The sequence below is a fragment of the Salmonella sp. SAL03688 genome (assembly GCF_046551895.1).
GTDB classification, from domain to species: Bacteria; Pseudomonadota; Gammaproteobacteria; order Enterobacterales; family Enterobacteriaceae; genus Salmonella; species Salmonella enterica.
The window spans coordinates 31,383-45,461 of sequence record NZ_JBGDVI010000004.1; the positions used below are offsets into that span (position 1 = coordinate 31,383).

A 14,079-nucleotide genomic window follows, 5' to 3' on the forward strand; every position below is an offset into this window, starting at 1 on the left:
CAGTAAATAGTCATGCCGGACGGCGCTGCGTTTATCCGGTTTGTACAATCTAACAACGTAGTCCGGATAAGGCGTGAACCGCCATCCGGCAGAAATCAACGAGTAGCAAAAACGATGAGTCTGAACCTGGTAAGTGAACAATTGCTAGCGGCGAATGGCCTGAACCATCAGGATCTGTTCGCTATTTTGGGCCAACTGGCCGAACGCCGTCTTGATTATGGCGACCTCTATTTTCAGTCGAGCTATCACGAATCCTGGGTTTTAGAAGACCGCATCATTAAAGATGGTTCATATAATATCGACCAGGGCGTTGGCGTTCGCGCCATTAGCGGCGAAAAAACCGGTTTTGCTTATGCTGACCAGATAAGCCTCCTGGCGCTGGAGCAGAGTGCGCAGGCAGCGCGAACCATTGTACGCGATAACGGCGAAGGCAAGGTAAAAACGCTCGCCGCCGTAGCGCATCAGCCGCTCTACACCACCCTTGATCCACTGCAAAGTATGAGCCGCGAAGAGAAGCTGGATATCCTCAGACGCGTTGACAAAGTGGCGCGAGAAGCCGATAAACGCGTACAGGAAGTTAACGCCAGCCTGACCGGCGTATATGAATTAATCCTCGTGGCGGCGACCGACGGGACTCTGGCGGCGGATGTCCGTCCACTGGTGCGGTTGTCCGTTAGCGTGCAGGTGGAAGAAGACGGTAAACGCGAGCGCGGCGCCAGCGGCGGCGGCGGTCGCTTTGGTTATGAGTATTTTCTTGCCGATCTCGACGGCGAGGTTCGCGCCGACGCGTGGGCGAAAGAAGCGGTACGCATGGCGCTGGTTAATCTCTCCGCGGTCGCTGCGCCAGCGGGGACGTTACCGGTGGTTCTGGGCGCCGGGTGGCCGGGCGTATTGCTGCACGAAGCGGTCGGTCACGGGCTGGAAGGTGATTTTAACCGTCGTGGGACATCTGTGTTTAGCGGTCAGATCGGCGAGCAGGTTGCCTCCGCGCTTTGCACCGTAGTGGATGACGGCACAATGATGAACCGTCGTGGCTCCGTTGCTATCGATGATGAAGGTACGCCAGGCCAGTACAACGTATTGATTGAAAATGGCGTGCTGAAAGGATACATGCAGGACAAGCTGAACGCGCGCCTGATGGGCGCTGCGCCGACCGGTAACGGGCGTCGCGAATCTTATGCGCATCTGCCGATGCCGCGTATGACGAATACCTATATGTTGGCGGGGCAGTCAACGCCGCAGGAAATTATCGAATCCGTTGAGTACGGCATCTATGCGCCTAACTTTGGCGGCGGTCAGGTGGATATCACCTCCGGCAAGTTTGTGTTCTCTACCTCGGAAGCGTATCTGATTGAAAACGGCAAAGTCACGACGCCGGTGAAGGGCGCGACGTTAATTGGATCAGGCATTGAAACGATGCAACAGATCTCCATGGTCGGCAATGACCTTAAGCTGGATAACGGGGTGGGGGTTTGCGGTAAAGAGGGGCAAAGTCTGCCGGTAGGCGTAGGCCAGCCGACGCTGAAAGTCGATAACCTGACGGTTGGCGGCACCGCATAACTGTCCGCCTTATCAGGCCTGTGGTGTGTGCCGCCCAGGCCTGATAAGCGCAGCGCCACCAGGCAATGTCTGCGTCGGGTGGCATCTGACCTACAATCGTCTTCAGCAATTACCCGGTGTTTTTATTTTTCTTTCCCTCGCCCGTGCATTCCCTGAAACAGGTGTGCGACATCGACAAAATAGTCAGTTAACGCGTTAATCACTACCTGCACTTTAAGCGGCAGCTTATCTTTTTCGGTGTACAGCGCGTACACCGGACGAGGATCGGACTGATAGCGAGGCAGCAGGATCTCCAGATCGCCACGATTGATCTCATCGATCACCCACATCAGCGGCACATAGGCGATTCCGGTTCCGGCGGTCAGCCAGCGTACCAGCGTCATCGGATCGTTAGTGACGAACCGCCCCTGTGGAATCAGTCGGGTAGAAATTCCTTCCGGCGCGATAAGTTCAAACTCATTATCCGGGCGCACGCTATATTCCAGCCAGGAATGGCTACTGAGATCGGCGGGTTTTTCCGGGACGCCGTACTGAGCGAGGTAGGGCTTGGCGGCGCACACAACCATCGGCATCGCACCGAGTCGACGGGAAAACAGGCTGGAGTCTTGCAGCGCGCCCACGCGGATCACCACGTCCAGCCCGTCGGCAATTAAATCCGGGGCCGGAATTCCTGTCACCAGATTGACCGCCAGACCGGGATACTCTTTTAATAATTTTGCGGTAAGCCCGGCCAGCACATTTTGCGCCATGGTTGAAGAACAGCCGATACGCAATGTACCGATAGGCGTGTTATTAAAAGCGTAAAGCTGCTCGTGAACATCCTGCACTTCATGCAGCATACGACGACAGCCCTGATAATAGATTTTTCCAGCCTCGGTGAGCCCAATGCTGCGTGTGCTGCGGTTGAGCAATTTAACCTGAAGCTCATCTTCCAGTTTCGCCACAGTCTGGCTGATGGACGATACGCTCATTTGCAGCTGTCTGGCTGCGGCGGTAAAAGAGCCAAACTCGACAACTTTGGCGAATACCGACATTCGTTTTAATCGTTCCATTATTCACTCTGGCTTAAAAGTGATTTAGATCACATAATATAGATAACAGCATAACAATTACGTTAATATACTATTATTCGAATAAGAGCTATGTCGCTCTCGCCTGGCGTCTCTTGCCCTTCTCTGCGGCGATGTAGCTTAACAATCTATCGCCTGCTCTCTCTCAGAAATCAAGGTCAACATGAGTCTGTTTCCCGTTATCGTGGTGTTTGGTCTTTCCTTCCCACCGATATTTTTCGAATTGCTTTTGTCACTGGCTATTTTTTGGCTGGTGCGTCGGATGCTTGTGCCGACGGGCATCTATGATTTTGTCTGGCATCCGGCTCTGTTCAATACCGCGCTGTATTGTTGTCTGTTTTATTTAATATCGCGCCTGTTCGTTTGAGGTTGAAGTGAAAACACTAACAAGAAAACTCTCCCGTACGGCCATTACCCTCGTACTGGTTATTCTGGCCTTTATCGCCATTTTCCGCGCCTGGGTGTATTACACCGAATCTCCCTGGACGCGCGATGCGCGTTTTAGCGCCGATGTCGTCGCTATTGCCCCGGATGTCGCGGGCCTGATTACCCATGTAAACGTGCATGATAACCAACTGGTGAAAAAGGATCAGGTTCTGTTTACCATCGATCAGCCACGCTATCAAAAAGCGCTGGCGGAAGCGGAAGCTGATGTAGCCTATTATCAGGTCCTGGCGCAGGAAAAACGCCAGGAAGCCAGTCGCCGTAATCGCCTCGGCGTACAGGCGATGTCCCGGGAAGAGATCGATCAGGCGAACAATGTCTTGCAGACTGTACTGCATCAACTGGCTAAAGCCCAGGCGACGCGCGATCTGGCTAAACTCGATCTGGAACGCACCGTCATTCGCGCGCCTGCCGACGGCTGGGTGACTAACCTCAATGTTTATGCCGGTGAATTTATTACCCGCGGTTCCACAGCCGTCGCCCTGGTGAAAAAGAACTCTTTTTACGTGCAGGCCTATATGGAAGAGACCAAGCTGGAAGGCGTGCGTCCGGGATATCGTGCCGAAATCACGCCGCTTGGCAGCAACCGGGTATTAAAAGGTACCGTCGATAGCGTGGCGGCAGGGGTAACGAATGCCAGCAGTACCAGCGATGCGAAAGGGATGGCGACGATAGACTCTAACCTCGAATGGGTGCGTCTGGCCCAGCGTGTCCCGGTGCGCATCCGGCTCGACGAGCAACAGGGGAATTTGTGGCCTGCCGGTACGACGGCAACCGTCGTGATCACCGGTAAGCAGGATCGTGACGCAAGCCAGGACTCCTTCTTCCGTAAACTGGCGCACCGGCTGCGCGAATTCGGTTAATCGTCATGGGCATTTTCTCCATTGCCAACCAGCACATTCGTTTTGCGGTAAAGCTGGCGTGCGCCATTGTGCTGGCATTATTTATCGGCTTCCATTTTCAACTGGAGACGCCGCGTTGGGCGGTGCTGACCGCCGCGATCGTGGCGGCAGGCCCGGCATTTGCCGCCGGCGGGGAACCCTATTCCGGCGCTATCCGTTATCGCGGAATGTTGCGTATTATCGGGACGTTTATTGGCTGTATCGCCGCGCTTATCATTATTATCTCTATGATCCGCGCGCCGCTATTGATGATTCTGGTGTGCTGTGTCTGGGCCGGTTTTTGTACCTGGATCTCCTCTTTAGTACGGATCGAAAACTCTTATGCGTGGGGACTGTCAGGTTATACTGCGCTGATTATTGTGATTACCATTCAGACGGAGCCGCTGCTCACGCCGCAATTTGCGCTTGAGCGCTGTAGCGAAATCGTCATCGGCATTGGCTGCGCTATTTTAGCGGATCTGCTTTTCTCGCCGCGATCGATAAAGCAGGAGGTTGATCGCGAACTGGACAGTTTACTGGTAGCGCAATATCAGCTAATGCAACTTTGTATTAAGCATGGCGACAGCGAAGAAGTCGACAACGCCTGGGGCGATCTGGTGCGACGCACGGCGGCGCTGGAGGGAATGCGAAGTAATCTGAATATGGAATCTTCGCGCTGGGTACGCGCTAACCGCCGCCTGAAAGCGTTGAATACGCTTTCGCTCACGCTGATTACGCAATCCTGTGAAACTTATCTCATTCAAAACACGCGGCCGGAACTGATTACCGATACATTCCGGGAGCTGTTCGAGACGCCGGTTGAAACGGTACAGGACGTCCACAGGCAGTTAAAACGGATGCGGCGTGTCATTGTCTGGACCGGTGAGCGCGAAACGCCCGTCACGCTTTATAGCTGGGTAGGCGCTGCGACGCGCTATCTGCTGCTTAAACGCGGCGTGATCAGCAACACCAAAATCAGCGCGACGGAAGAAGAGATCCTGCAAGGCGAGCCCGTAGTTAAAGTGGAATCCGCTGAACGTCACCATGCGATGGTGAACTTCTGGCGCACCACGCTTTCCTGCATTCTGGGGACATTATTCTGGCTATGGACCGGCTGGACATCGGGTAATGGCGCGATGGTGATGATTGCTGTGGTGACCTCGCTGGCGATGCGTTTACCCAATCCGCGCATGGTCTGCATTGATTTTATTTATGGCACTCTGGCGGCGTTGCCGCTGGGATTGCTCTATTTCCTGGTGATTATTCCCAATACGCAGCAAAGTATGCTGTTGTTATGTTTGAGCCTGGCGGTATTGGGGTTCTTTATCGGCATTGAGGTCCAGAAACGGCGTCTGGGGTCGATGGGGGCGCTGGCCAGTACGATTAACATTATTGTGTTGGATAATCCGATGACGTTCCATTTCAGCCAGTTCCTCGACAGCGCGTTGGGGCAAATTGTCGGCTGTATGCTGGCGTTTATCGTCATCCTGCTGGTGCGTGATAAATCTAAAGATCGAACCGGTCGCGTGCTGCTTAATCAGTTTGTTTCCGCTGCGGTCTCGGCAATGACGACCAACGTGGTACGTCGTAAAGAAAACCGCCTGCCTGCGTTATATCAGCAACTCTTTTTGCTGATGAATAAATTCCCTGGCGATTTGCCGAAGTTTCGCCTGGCGCTAACGATGATCATTGCTCATCAACGTCTGCGCGACGCGCCGATACCGGTTAATGAAGATCTGTCAGTGTTCCACCGTCAGCTTCGTCGTACCGCAGACCATGTTATTTCCGCCGGAAGCGATGATAAACGGCGACGCTACTTTGGTCAGTTGCTGGATGAGCTGGATATCTATCAGGAGAAATTACGTATCTGGGAGGCGCCGCCGCAGGTGACGGAACCGGTTAAACGCCTGACGGGCATGTTACATAAATACCAGAACGCGCTTACCGATAGCTAACCCACAAGAACCGATGCCAAAAGCGTCGGTTTTTTTATGACTATACTTATTTGAGATACAAAAACAGCGCAAGAGTGCTCCGGGGCTAAAAGCGTTTCTGGAAGTGAAACCTCTGCATAATGATGCTTAGTAGTAAAACAGACAATTGTCTGTCGGGGATGGTGGCTGGCTATGAATGTCTATACTTTTGATTTTAATGATATTAAAAACCAAAGCGATTTTTATCGCGAGTTTACGCAGACGTTTGGTCTTGCCAGTGAGAAAGTAAGCGATCTTGATACATTATGGGATGCGGTAATGAGCGATATCTTACCCCTACCGCTAGAGATTGAGTTCGTTCACCTGCCTGATAAACTGCGCAGGCGCTACGGGGCGCTGATTTTACTCTTTGATGAAGCGGAAGAAGAGCTGGAGGGGCGGCTACGGTTTAATGTCCGGCATTGAAAAAGCATAAAAAAGCCCCCGACAGGCGGGGGCAAGTCGTCGGGTTAGACGACGAGGGTTTACTTATACAACTCGGCGGTGGCGTGCCAGTTATCACCTTCTTTTAATTCGATGATGCGATAGCTATTAGCGCCTGCTTTTTCGGCTTTAGCGACGATCTCCTGGCGCATATCCATTGGCGTACTGCCAATCTGCGAGACGGAAATGGTGCCCATCGGTTGCAGATTCTGCGCCTGTTCCGCGTTGACCTGGTGTACTGCGGCATTTGCGCCGAAAGAGAGCAGAGTGGCCAGGCCGAGTGATGCGATAATGTATTTCGTTTTCATGGTCTTTTATTCCTTTACAGGGTCAACCTCGCGGATTAATGGGCTTTTCTTATGCGATATCTCCGCGAAGTAACGACACGTTATATGCGATGGCAGGTGAATTTTATTTGTACAGTTCGGCAGTGGCGTGCCAGTTGCTGCCGCTACGCGCTTCGGTAATGTGGTAGGCCGTAGCGCCTTGTTCATCCGCTTTTTTGCTCAGCATGGCGTTCATATCCATAGGCGATGAGCCGATAGCGCTGACTGAAACCGATCCGATTGCTTCACGGTTTTGCGCTTGCTCTGCGCTGATAGGTTCTGCGGCGAAAGCGCCAAAAGAGAGAACGGACAGAATACTTAATGTTGCAACAGTGGTTTTGATTTTCATGATTTTTACCTCGTCGAATTCCTTTACTGGGGTCTTTGTTTCGTGACCCTCATCACAAAATTAAGTATACACTAATCACGCTATTAATTAATACCACACTAATTGTTTCTGCTTTTTAAAGACATTAAAAATTTTATTTTTTATAACGTTATGGAATTAAAATTGCTGTTTTTCGCCGCTGTCATTTAAAAAATAAAAGAAAATCAATCGGTTAAAAAATTTGACATTTTGTGCGTTTTTTTGATTTGTCATTCATATGGTGAATGTTTAAGGGCATGATTTGCCAAATGATAGCCGTACAGGAAAGCGGCGAGGGGAGAGGACAAAAAGGTGCCTCCGCCGTACGACGACGGAGGAAGTGGGACTAAAGCTCTTGTTCAAAAAGTTCCAGAATGGCTTCGTACAGATCTCTTACGGAAAATCCGCTGGCAGGCGTAGTGAAGATAGTATCGTCGCCGGCAATCGTGCCGAGAATACCTTCTGCTTTCCCCAGTGAATCCAGCAGGCGTGCAATGAGTTGTGCCGCGCCGGGGCTGGTATGAATCACCACGACAGCGTCGTTATAGTCGATATCCAGCACCAGATTTTTCAACGGACTGGATGTTGTTGGGACGCCCAGTTCAGCCGGAAGACAGTACACCATTTCCATTTTTGCGTTACGTGTACGCACTGCGCCGAACTTAGTCAACATGCGCGAGACCTTGGACTGATTGATATTTTCAAAGCCCTGATCCTGCAACGCGAGGACGATTTCGCCCTGTGAGCTGAATTTTTCTTCTTTGAGGAGCGCTTTAAACGCTCTTACTAGTTCTTCTTGTTTAGCCGAGCTTCGCATAAGTCACCCGTAATATGGCGGTAGAAACAACATTATTGTGCATACAGATGAATTTTTATGCAAACAGTCTGCCTTGTTTAAGGCTGAAATAATGTTATGAAAGAGCGGAATTTTATCAAATTTCGTTATCAAGAAACATGCCTGTGTCACGCCTCGCAAATAAGATTAAAAGTAAATTAATTGTTATCAAAATGATGTTGTTTTGAGAGGATAGTAGGGTATATTGTCACCACCTGTAGGAACGTTGCTCTCTGGTTGCAGTCGATCCGGATTACGCAAATTAAATGCATAAAAGCCAAAATTGCGCGACTCCGCATTCTTGATGAGTGAGGATTGTAATCATTGAATTTGTGAATTAAGGTCGCCGCCGCGGAGCAATAGACACTTAGCTAATCATATAATAAGGAGTTTAGGATGAAAGTCGCAGTCCTCGGCGCTGCTGGTGGTATCGGTCAGGCGCTGGCATTACTTTTAAAAAACCAACTGCCTTCAGGTTCAGAACTCTCCCTGTACGACATCGCTCCAGTGACTCCCGGTGTGGCCGTTGATTTGAGCCACATCCCCACCGCTGTAAAAATCAAAGGTTTCTCCGGTGAAGACGCAACCCCGGCGCTTGAAGGCGCTGACGTAGTACTGATTTCTGCGGGTGTGGCGCGTAAGCCGGGTATGGACCGTTCCGACCTGTTTAACGTTAACGCTGGCATCGTGAAAAACCTGGTGCAGCAGATCGCTAAAACCTGCCCGAAAGCGTGCGTGGGCATTATCACCAACCCGGTGAACACCACCGTTGCGATTGCGGCGGAAGTGCTGAAAAAAGCAGGCGTATACGACAAAAACAAACTGTTTGGCGTTACCACGCTGGATATCATCCGCTCTAATACCTTTGTCGCAGAGCTGAAAGGTAAGCTGCCAACGGAAGTTGAAGTTCCGGTGATTGGCGGACACTCCGGCGTGACGATTCTGCCGCTGCTGTCGCAGATTCCAGGCGTAAGTTTTACCGAACAAGAAGCGGCCGAGCTGACTAAACGTATTCAGAACGCCGGTACTGAAGTCGTCGAGGCGAAAGCCGGCGGCGGATCGGCAACCCTCTCTATGGGCCAGGCTGCCGCGCGTTTCGGTCTTTCTCTGGTTCGCGCTCTGCAGGGCGAAAAAGGCGTGGTGGAATGCGCCTATGTGGAAGGCGACGGTCAGTATGCCCGTTTCTTCTCTCAGCCGCTGCTGCTGGGTAAAAACGGTGTAGAAGAGCGTAAATCCATCGGCACACTGAGCGCTTTCGAGCAACATTCGCTGGACGCTATGCTGGATACGCTGAAAAAAGATATTCAGTTGGGTGAAGATTTTATTAATAAATAAGCTGTTCCTGCCCGATGCCGGGGCTTTTGCTCCGGCTTCTTTGACTGTAAACAAGCCACGAAATCAAGTACTAAATCTGTTAAACTCCTCACGTCTTATCGGTTATTAACGAGAACGTCGTGAAAAAGATCCAAAGAACGCAAACCCGCGATCACATTACGCAAATGCTTCGCTATGAAATTCTTTCCGGCAATATAAAAGCGGGAGAAGAACTCGCGCAGGAAAGTATTGCGGAGCAGCTTGGTCTTTCACGAATGCCGGTTCGAGAAGCGCTACAGTCACTCGAACAGGAAGGTTTTTTAATCCGACTGCCCAACAGGCACATGCAGGTCGCGCATCTTGAGGCCGATCGCGTGAGTCATATTTTTCGCGTAATTGCCGCGATGGCCGCCGAAATGTTTTCGCTGATACCCAGCGAAGTAGGCGATGCCCTCCTGATACGTGCGCAAGCGCTGGCTGTCGCAGAAGACAAATCCTGCGAACTGGAGTGTCATGCGATGCTGATTTCTTATGTGAATAACCGCTATCTGGAAAAGGTGTATCAGCAGTTCCTGGACGGTTATGTCTCTTATGTTATTTTGCATCTGAAAAAAGATAATCAGGAGTCGGCGCAGCTTTTCGCTGAACTGGCTGACGTCATACGCCAGGGGCGGCGTGATGAGATTGGGCAAGTTATGCAGCGTTATTTCCTCTCTTTAGCAGAAATAATGCGTCAACATATGAAGGATTGGGAAAGTGCAGAAGCCTAAGTTAGGGAAGATTAAGCTTCTTTCAGCGAAAGAACAGGTCGCGGCAGTGCTGCGTAAAGCGATTCTTTCGAGGGAGTTAGTGGAAGGGCAGGAGATTACGTTAGAAGGCATTGCCAGAATGGTCGGCGTGTCCAGTATGCCAGTGCGCGAGGCGTTTCAGATTCTGGCGGCGGATGGGCTGATAAAAGTGCGCCCTAATAAAGGGGCGGTGGTGTTGGGCATCAATGAACAAACGATCCGTGAACACTATGAAATTCGCGCGCTGTTAGAAAGTGAGGCGGTGGCTAAAGCTTCTCGTCCTGGCACCGATATCTCGCGGATAGCCCAGGTGCATTATGCCGCTGAAAAGGCTCTCGCGGAAAATAACTCGGCGGAATACTCCGACCTGAATCAGGCATTTCATATGGAAATATGGAATGTTGCTGGCAACGAAAAAATGAAAATGTTGCTCTGTAATATGTGGAACGGCCTGTCGATGGGCCATAAGGTCACCGAAGAAGAGTATGCCGTGATTTCCATTCAGGAACATAAAAGTATTCTGCAAGCTCTTGAACTTCATGATGAAACATTGGCACGCCAGCGCATGCGCGAACACATTATTCGCTCAATGGAGAATATGCTGACCCGCTATGTTGGTGACCCTTCTGCCTGATCTTTTCGCCTGCGTGAGCATCGCAGGCGCTTCAACCAATTCTTCAATTCTATTAATCACGTCCAGTAACGATCTAACCACGATCTTGATGTAGATCCCACTCCTGCATCTTTCCTGAGAAACGATTTGACTTAGTTTTTGTATGGGAATAATTTCTCCCTGTCAACATTGGATACAATATCATATATCATTGATTGAATAATTATAAATATGGAACCCATTACCCTTACCTTATGTTTATTGGTGTTCGCTATCGTCATGTTTGTATGGGAAAAAGTGCCACTGGCCGTCACTTCCATGATTGTCTGCGTGGCCTTAGTTATCACCGGCGTTCTGAATATCAAACAGGCCTTTGCTGGCTTTATCGACACTAACGTCATCCTCTTTGTCGCGATGTTCATCGTGGGCGGTGCGTTGTTCGAGACCGGTATGGCAAACAAAGTGGGCGGCGTCATCACGCGCTTCGCGAAAACAGAAAAACAGCTGATCTTCACCATTATGGTGGTGGTGGGTTTGATGTCTGGCGTCCTCTCTAACACCGGTACCGCTGCGGTTTTGATTCCGGTGGTGATCGGCGTGGCGGCAAAATCGGGCTTCTCGCGTTCTCGTCTACTGATGCCGCTGGTTTTCGCCGCTGCGTTGGGCGGTAACCTGTCGTTAATTGGCGCGCCGGGAAATCTTATCGCGCAGTCTGCGCTACAGAATATTGGCGGCGGCTTTGGCTTTTTTGAATACGCAAAAATCGGTCTCCCGATGCTCATCTGCGGCATTCTCTACTTCCTGACTATTGGCTATCGCTTTCTGCCGAATAATGCGACCGGCGGTGAGGTGGGGAGCGTCGGGGAGCAACGTGACTACAGCCATGTTCCACAGTGGAAACAACGGCTCTCACTCGTGGTGTTGATCGCAACGATCCTCGGCATGATCTTTGAGAAGAAGATCGGTGTCAGCCTGGCCGTGACCGGTTGTATTGGCGCTCTTGTGCTGGTCGTAAGCGGCGTACTCACGGAAAAACAGGCCTATAAAGCCATTGATTCACAGACTATTTTTATCTTTGGCGGCACCCTGGCGCTGGCAAAAGCGCTGGAAATGACCGGGGCAGGCAAGCTGGTTGCGGACTATGTAATCGGCATGCTGGGGCAAAACTCCTCACCGTTCATGTTGCTGATCGCCGTTTTCGCCTTATCCGTTGTGATGACCAACTTTATGTCCAATACCGCAACGACAGCGCTGTTGGTGCCGGTGAGTTTGTCCATTGCCGCAGGTATGGGGGCCGACCCACGTGCGGTTCTGATGGCGACGGTCATTGGCGGTTCCTGCGCCTACGCAACCCCTATCGGTATGCCTGCCAACATGATGGTGCTCTCCGCGGGTGGCTATAAATTTGTCGACTACGCTAAGGCCGGTATCCCCCTGATTATCGTTTCAACCATTGTCAGCTTGATCCTGCTGCCAATCCTTTTCCCTTTTCATCCGTAATTAACGGAAGCTGTTCTGACTAAGGAGCATTTATGAGCAAAAGTGAACAGATATCCCATATGACCGACGTTATGGCCAAGTTTGTGGGATATACCGGCAAAGTTTTGCCTGATGATGTCACTGCAAAACTGGAAGATTTGCATAAGAAAGAGACCAGTAAACTGGCCGACGTCATCTTTACTACCATGATTGAGAACCAGCGTCTGGCGAAAGAGCTGGATCGACCTTCCTGCCAGGACACCGGTGTCATTCAGTTTCTGGTGGAGTGCGGGACGAACTTTCCGCTGATTGGCGAGCTGGAAGCGTTGTTGCGTGAGGCGGTGATCAAAGCAACTGTAGATTCTCCGCTGCGCCACAACAGCGTAGAAACTTTTGATGAATACAACACCGGTAAAAACGTTGGTAAAGGTACGCCGACGGTCTTCTGGGAGATCGTTCCCAATTCCGATCAGTGCAGCATTTATACCTATATGGCGGGCGGCGGTTGTTCTCTGCCGGGGAAAGCGATGGTGCTGATGCCGGGTGCAGGCTATGAAGGTGTGACCCGCTTTGTACTGGATGTGATGACCAGCTACGGCCTCAACGCGTGTCCGCCGCTGCTGGTTGGCGTGGGCGTAGCGACCTCTGTTGAAACGGCGGCACTGCTATCGAAAAAAGCGCTGATGCGTCCGATCGGTTCGCATAACGAGAATGAGCGTGCAGCCTCGCTGGAAAAAATGCTGGAAGACGGCATTAACAAAATTGGCCTGGGGCCGCAGGGGATGTCCGGTAATACCTCCGTTATGGGCGTTAACATTGAAAACACCGCGCGTCATCCTTCTACCATCGGCGTGGCGGTAAACGTCGGCTGCTGGTCGCACCGTAAAGGGCACATCGTTTTCGATAAAGATTTGAATTACACCATTACGTCTCACAGCGGAGTGAATTTCTGATGACTAAAAAAATCCTGACTACGCCAATTAAAGATGAAGATTTAGCGGATATTAAGGCTGGCGATATTATTTATCTCAACGGTCATATTGTTACCTGCCGTGACGTAGCACATCGCCGTTTAATTGAAGGTGGTCGCGAACTTCCGGTAGATGTTCGCGGCGGCGCTATTTTACACGCTGGCCCAATTGTCCGCCCAATTAAAGGCGAAGACGATAAGTTTGAAATGGTCTCCGTGGGACCAACCACCAGCATGCGTATGGAAAAATTCGAAAAAGAATTTATTGCGCAGACCGGCGTGAAATTAATTGTGGGTAAAGGCGGTATGGGTAAAGGTACCGAAGAGGGCTGTGCTGAACACAAAGCGCTGCACTGCGTATTCCCTGCCGGTTGTGCGGTTGTAGCCGCCGTGTGCGTGGAAGAAATTGAAGATGCCCAATGGCGCGATCTGGGGATGCCGGAAACTCTGTGGGTCTGCCGGGTTAAAGAGTTTGGCCCGCTGATTGTTTCTATTGATACCCATGGAAATAATCTGTTTGAACAGAACAAAATTATTTTTAATCAGCGTAAAGAGATCGTCGCTGATGAAATATGCCAGAACGTAAGTTTCATTAAATAAACCTGATTACGTAAATTGCACGATAATGGTGGTAATACGTTATGACGATAATAATAACCAAGGGCTCTGGCCGGGGGCGGCTCAGGGAAATCCACCCTTATTATTTCATCGTCATAAATAGCCCCATTATCGTGCCTCCTGCCTGAAGGCTATTTTATGACTAATGCAGCTCTGCTATTAGGTGAAGGCTTCACCCTGATGTTCCTCGGCATGGGGTTCGTGCTGGCGTTTCTGTTCCTGCTGATTTTCGCCATCCGCGGCATGTCCGCCGTGATTACTCGCTTCTTCCCGGAACCCGTCGCCGCGCCCGCACCGCGCGCCGTTCCCGTCGTGGACGACTTCACCCGCTTAAAGCCGGTGATTGCCGCCGCCATTCACCATCACCGCCACCACGTTTAATTTCCCGGAGGGATCC

General features: G+C 51.1%; 16 protein-coding genes. 12 read left to right on the top strand and 4 right to left on the bottom strand.

Annotated features, from left to right (window positions below; genetic code table 11):
- Window positions 1-114: 114 nt before the first annotated feature.
- A complete protein-coding gene (gene tldD / locus ACLJR2_RS05125) occupies window positions 115-1,560 on the top strand; it encodes a metalloprotease TldD (protein ID WP_000055932.1) in 1,446 nt (481 codons plus the stop codon).
- Window positions 1,561-1,682: 122 nt separating this feature from the next.
- Here the strand turns inward: tldD and aaeR are convergent, their stop codons facing one another.
- Entirely contained in the window at window positions 1,683-2,612 is a 930-nt protein-coding gene (aaeR, locus tag ACLJR2_RS05130; RefSeq protein WP_000440300.1) for an HTH-type transcriptional activator AaeR, read from the bottom strand.
- 181 nt (window positions 2,613-2,793) lie between these two features.
- On the opposite strand from aaeR, the gene aaeX reads away from it, so the two are divergent.
- From aaeX to ACLJR2_RS05150, 4 genes are all read left to right on the top strand, one after another.
- Window positions 2,794-2,997, top strand: coding sequence for a p-hydroxybenzoic acid efflux pump operon protein AaeX (gene aaeX, locus ACLJR2_RS05135; RefSeq protein WP_000051840.1), 204 nt, complete (start codon window positions 2,794-2,796; stop codon window positions 2,995-2,997).
- Between the two features lie 7 nt (window positions 2,998-3,004).
- The gene (gene aaeA / locus ACLJR2_RS05140) at window positions 3,005-3,937 is read left to right on the top strand and encodes a p-hydroxybenzoic acid efflux pump subunit AaeA (protein ID WP_000855138.1); all 933 of its coding nucleotides are present in this window, start codon (window positions 3,005-3,007) and stop codon (window positions 3,935-3,937) included.
- 5 nt (window positions 3,938-3,942) lie between these two features.
- Window positions 3,943-5,910 (top strand): p-hydroxybenzoic acid efflux pump subunit AaeB, encoded by a 1,968-nt coding sequence (gene aaeB, locus ACLJR2_RS05145; protein WP_000510913.1) that lies wholly within the window; start codon window positions 3,943-3,945, stop codon window positions 5,908-5,910.
- Window positions 5,911-6,081: 171 nt separating this feature from the next.
- Window positions 6,082-6,354: a hypothetical protein gene (locus ACLJR2_RS05150; protein WP_001103887.1), complete on the top strand. Its 273-nt coding sequence runs from the start codon at window positions 6,082-6,084 to the stop codon at window positions 6,352-6,354.
- Window positions 6,355-6,413: 59 nt separating this feature from the next.
- On the opposite strand, the gene yhcN-B is transcribed toward ACLJR2_RS05150, so the two are convergent.
- The 3 genes from yhcN-B to argR form a co-directional block, all read right to left on the bottom strand.
- Window positions 6,414-6,680: a DUF1471 family stress response protein YhcN-B gene (yhcN-B, locus tag ACLJR2_RS05155; protein ID WP_000853277.1), complete on the bottom strand. Its 267-nt coding sequence runs from the start codon at window positions 6,678-6,680 to the stop codon at window positions 6,414-6,416.
- 103 nt (window positions 6,681-6,783) lie between these two features.
- A complete protein-coding gene (yhcN, locus tag ACLJR2_RS05160) occupies window positions 6,784-7,047 on the bottom strand; it encodes a peroxide/acid stress response protein YhcN (protein WP_000695693.1) in 264 nt (87 codons plus the stop codon).
- Window positions 7,048-7,411: 364 nt separating this feature from the next.
- Entirely contained in the window at window positions 7,412-7,882 is a 471-nt protein-coding gene (argR, locus tag ACLJR2_RS05165; RefSeq protein WP_001257852.1) for a transcriptional regulator ArgR, read from the bottom strand.
- Between the two features lie 414 nt (window positions 7,883-8,296).
- On the opposite strand from argR, the gene mdh reads away from it, so the two are divergent.
- The 7 genes from mdh (at window position 8,297) to ACLJR2_RS05200 (ending at window position 14,063) form a co-directional block, all read left to right on the top strand.
- The gene (gene mdh, locus ACLJR2_RS05170) at window positions 8,297-9,235 is read left to right on the top strand and encodes a malate dehydrogenase (RefSeq protein WP_000861586.1); all 939 of its coding nucleotides are present in this window, start codon (window positions 8,297-8,299) and stop codon (window positions 9,233-9,235) included.
- Between the two features lie 119 nt (window positions 9,236-9,354).
- Window positions 9,355-9,984 carry a GntR family transcriptional regulator gene (locus ACLJR2_RS05175; RefSeq protein WP_000723776.1) on the top strand — a complete coding sequence of 210 codons (630 nt, stop codon included), beginning with the start codon at window positions 9,355-9,357 and terminating at the stop codon, window positions 9,982-9,984.
- On the top strand, window positions 9,971-10,636 hold the full coding sequence (locus tag ACLJR2_RS05180; protein WP_001171585.1) for a GntR family transcriptional regulator: 666 nt from the start codon (window positions 9,971-9,973) through the stop codon (window positions 10,634-10,636). Before ACLJR2_RS05175 ends, ACLJR2_RS05180 begins: the two co-directional genes overlap by 14 nt.
- Before the next feature lie 210 nt (window positions 10,637-10,846).
- Complete coding sequence (locus ACLJR2_RS05185; protein ID WP_000433390.1) at window positions 10,847-12,115, top strand: SLC13 family permease; 1,269 nt, start codon at window positions 10,847-10,849, stop codon at window positions 12,113-12,115.
- Window positions 12,116-12,147: 32 nt separating this feature from the next.
- Window positions 12,148-13,047 (top strand): L(+)-tartrate dehydratase subunit alpha, encoded by a 900-nt coding sequence (gene ttdA / locus ACLJR2_RS05190; RefSeq protein ID WP_000045349.1) that lies wholly within the window; start codon window positions 12,148-12,150, stop codon window positions 13,045-13,047.
- Window positions 13,047-13,664, top strand: coding sequence for a L(+)-tartrate dehydratase subunit beta (gene ttdB, locus ACLJR2_RS05195; protein WP_000162405.1), 618 nt, complete (start codon window positions 13,047-13,049; stop codon window positions 13,662-13,664). Before ttdA ends, ttdB begins: the two co-directional genes overlap by 1 nt.
- 156 nt (window positions 13,665-13,820) lie before the next feature.
- Window positions 13,821-14,063, top strand: coding sequence for an oxaloacetate decarboxylase subunit gamma (locus tag ACLJR2_RS05200; protein ID WP_000180122.1), 243 nt, complete (start codon window positions 13,821-13,823; stop codon window positions 14,061-14,063).
- The last annotated feature ends 16 nt before the right edge of the window (window positions 14,064-14,079 follow it).

Excerpts from the sequence above, each read along its gene's own strand:
- yhcN-B (WP_000853277.1), bottom strand. The coding sequence starts at position 6,680 with ATGAAAACGAAATACATTATCGCATCACTCGGCCTGGCCACTCTGCTC.
- yhcN (WP_000695693.1), bottom strand. The coding sequence starts at position 7,047 with ATGAAAATCAAAACCACTGTTGCAACATTAAGTATTCTGTCCGTTCTC.
- mdh (WP_000861586.1), top strand. The coding sequence starts at position 8,297 with ATGAAAGTCGCAGTCCTCGGCGCTGCTGGTGGTATCGGTCAGGCGCTG.
- ttdB (WP_000162405.1), top strand. The coding sequence starts at position 13,047 with ATGACTAAAAAAATCCTGACTACGCCAATTAAAGATGAAGATTTAGCG.
- aaeX (WP_000051840.1), top strand. The coding sequence starts at position 2,794 with ATGAGTCTGTTTCCCGTTATCGTGGTGTTTGGTCTTTCCTTCCCACCG.
- ACLJR2_RS05150 (WP_001103887.1), top strand. The coding sequence starts at position 6,082 with ATGAATGTCTATACTTTTGATTTTAATGATATTAAAAACCAAAGCGAT.
- aaeR (WP_000440300.1), bottom strand. The coding sequence starts at position 2,612 with ATGGAACGATTAAAACGAATGTCGGTATTCGCCAAAGTTGTCGAGTTT.
- argR (WP_001257852.1), bottom strand. The coding sequence starts at position 7,882 with ATGCGAAGCTCGGCTAAACAAGAAGAACTAGTAAGAGCGTTTAAAGCG.
- ACLJR2_RS05200 (WP_000180122.1), top strand. The coding sequence starts at position 13,821 with ATGACTAATGCAGCTCTGCTATTAGGTGAAGGCTTCACCCTGATGTTC.
- tldD (WP_000055932.1), top strand. The coding sequence starts at position 115 with ATGAGTCTGAACCTGGTAAGTGAACAATTGCTAGCGGCGAATGGCCTG.
- ttdA (WP_000045349.1), top strand. The coding sequence starts at position 12,148 with ATGAGCAAAAGTGAACAGATATCCCATATGACCGACGTTATGGCCAAG.
- ACLJR2_RS05185 (WP_000433390.1), top strand. The coding sequence starts at position 10,847 with ATGGAACCCATTACCCTTACCTTATGTTTATTGGTGTTCGCTATCGTC.
- aaeB (WP_000510913.1), top strand. The coding sequence starts at position 3,943 with ATGGGCATTTTCTCCATTGCCAACCAGCACATTCGTTTTGCGGTAAAG.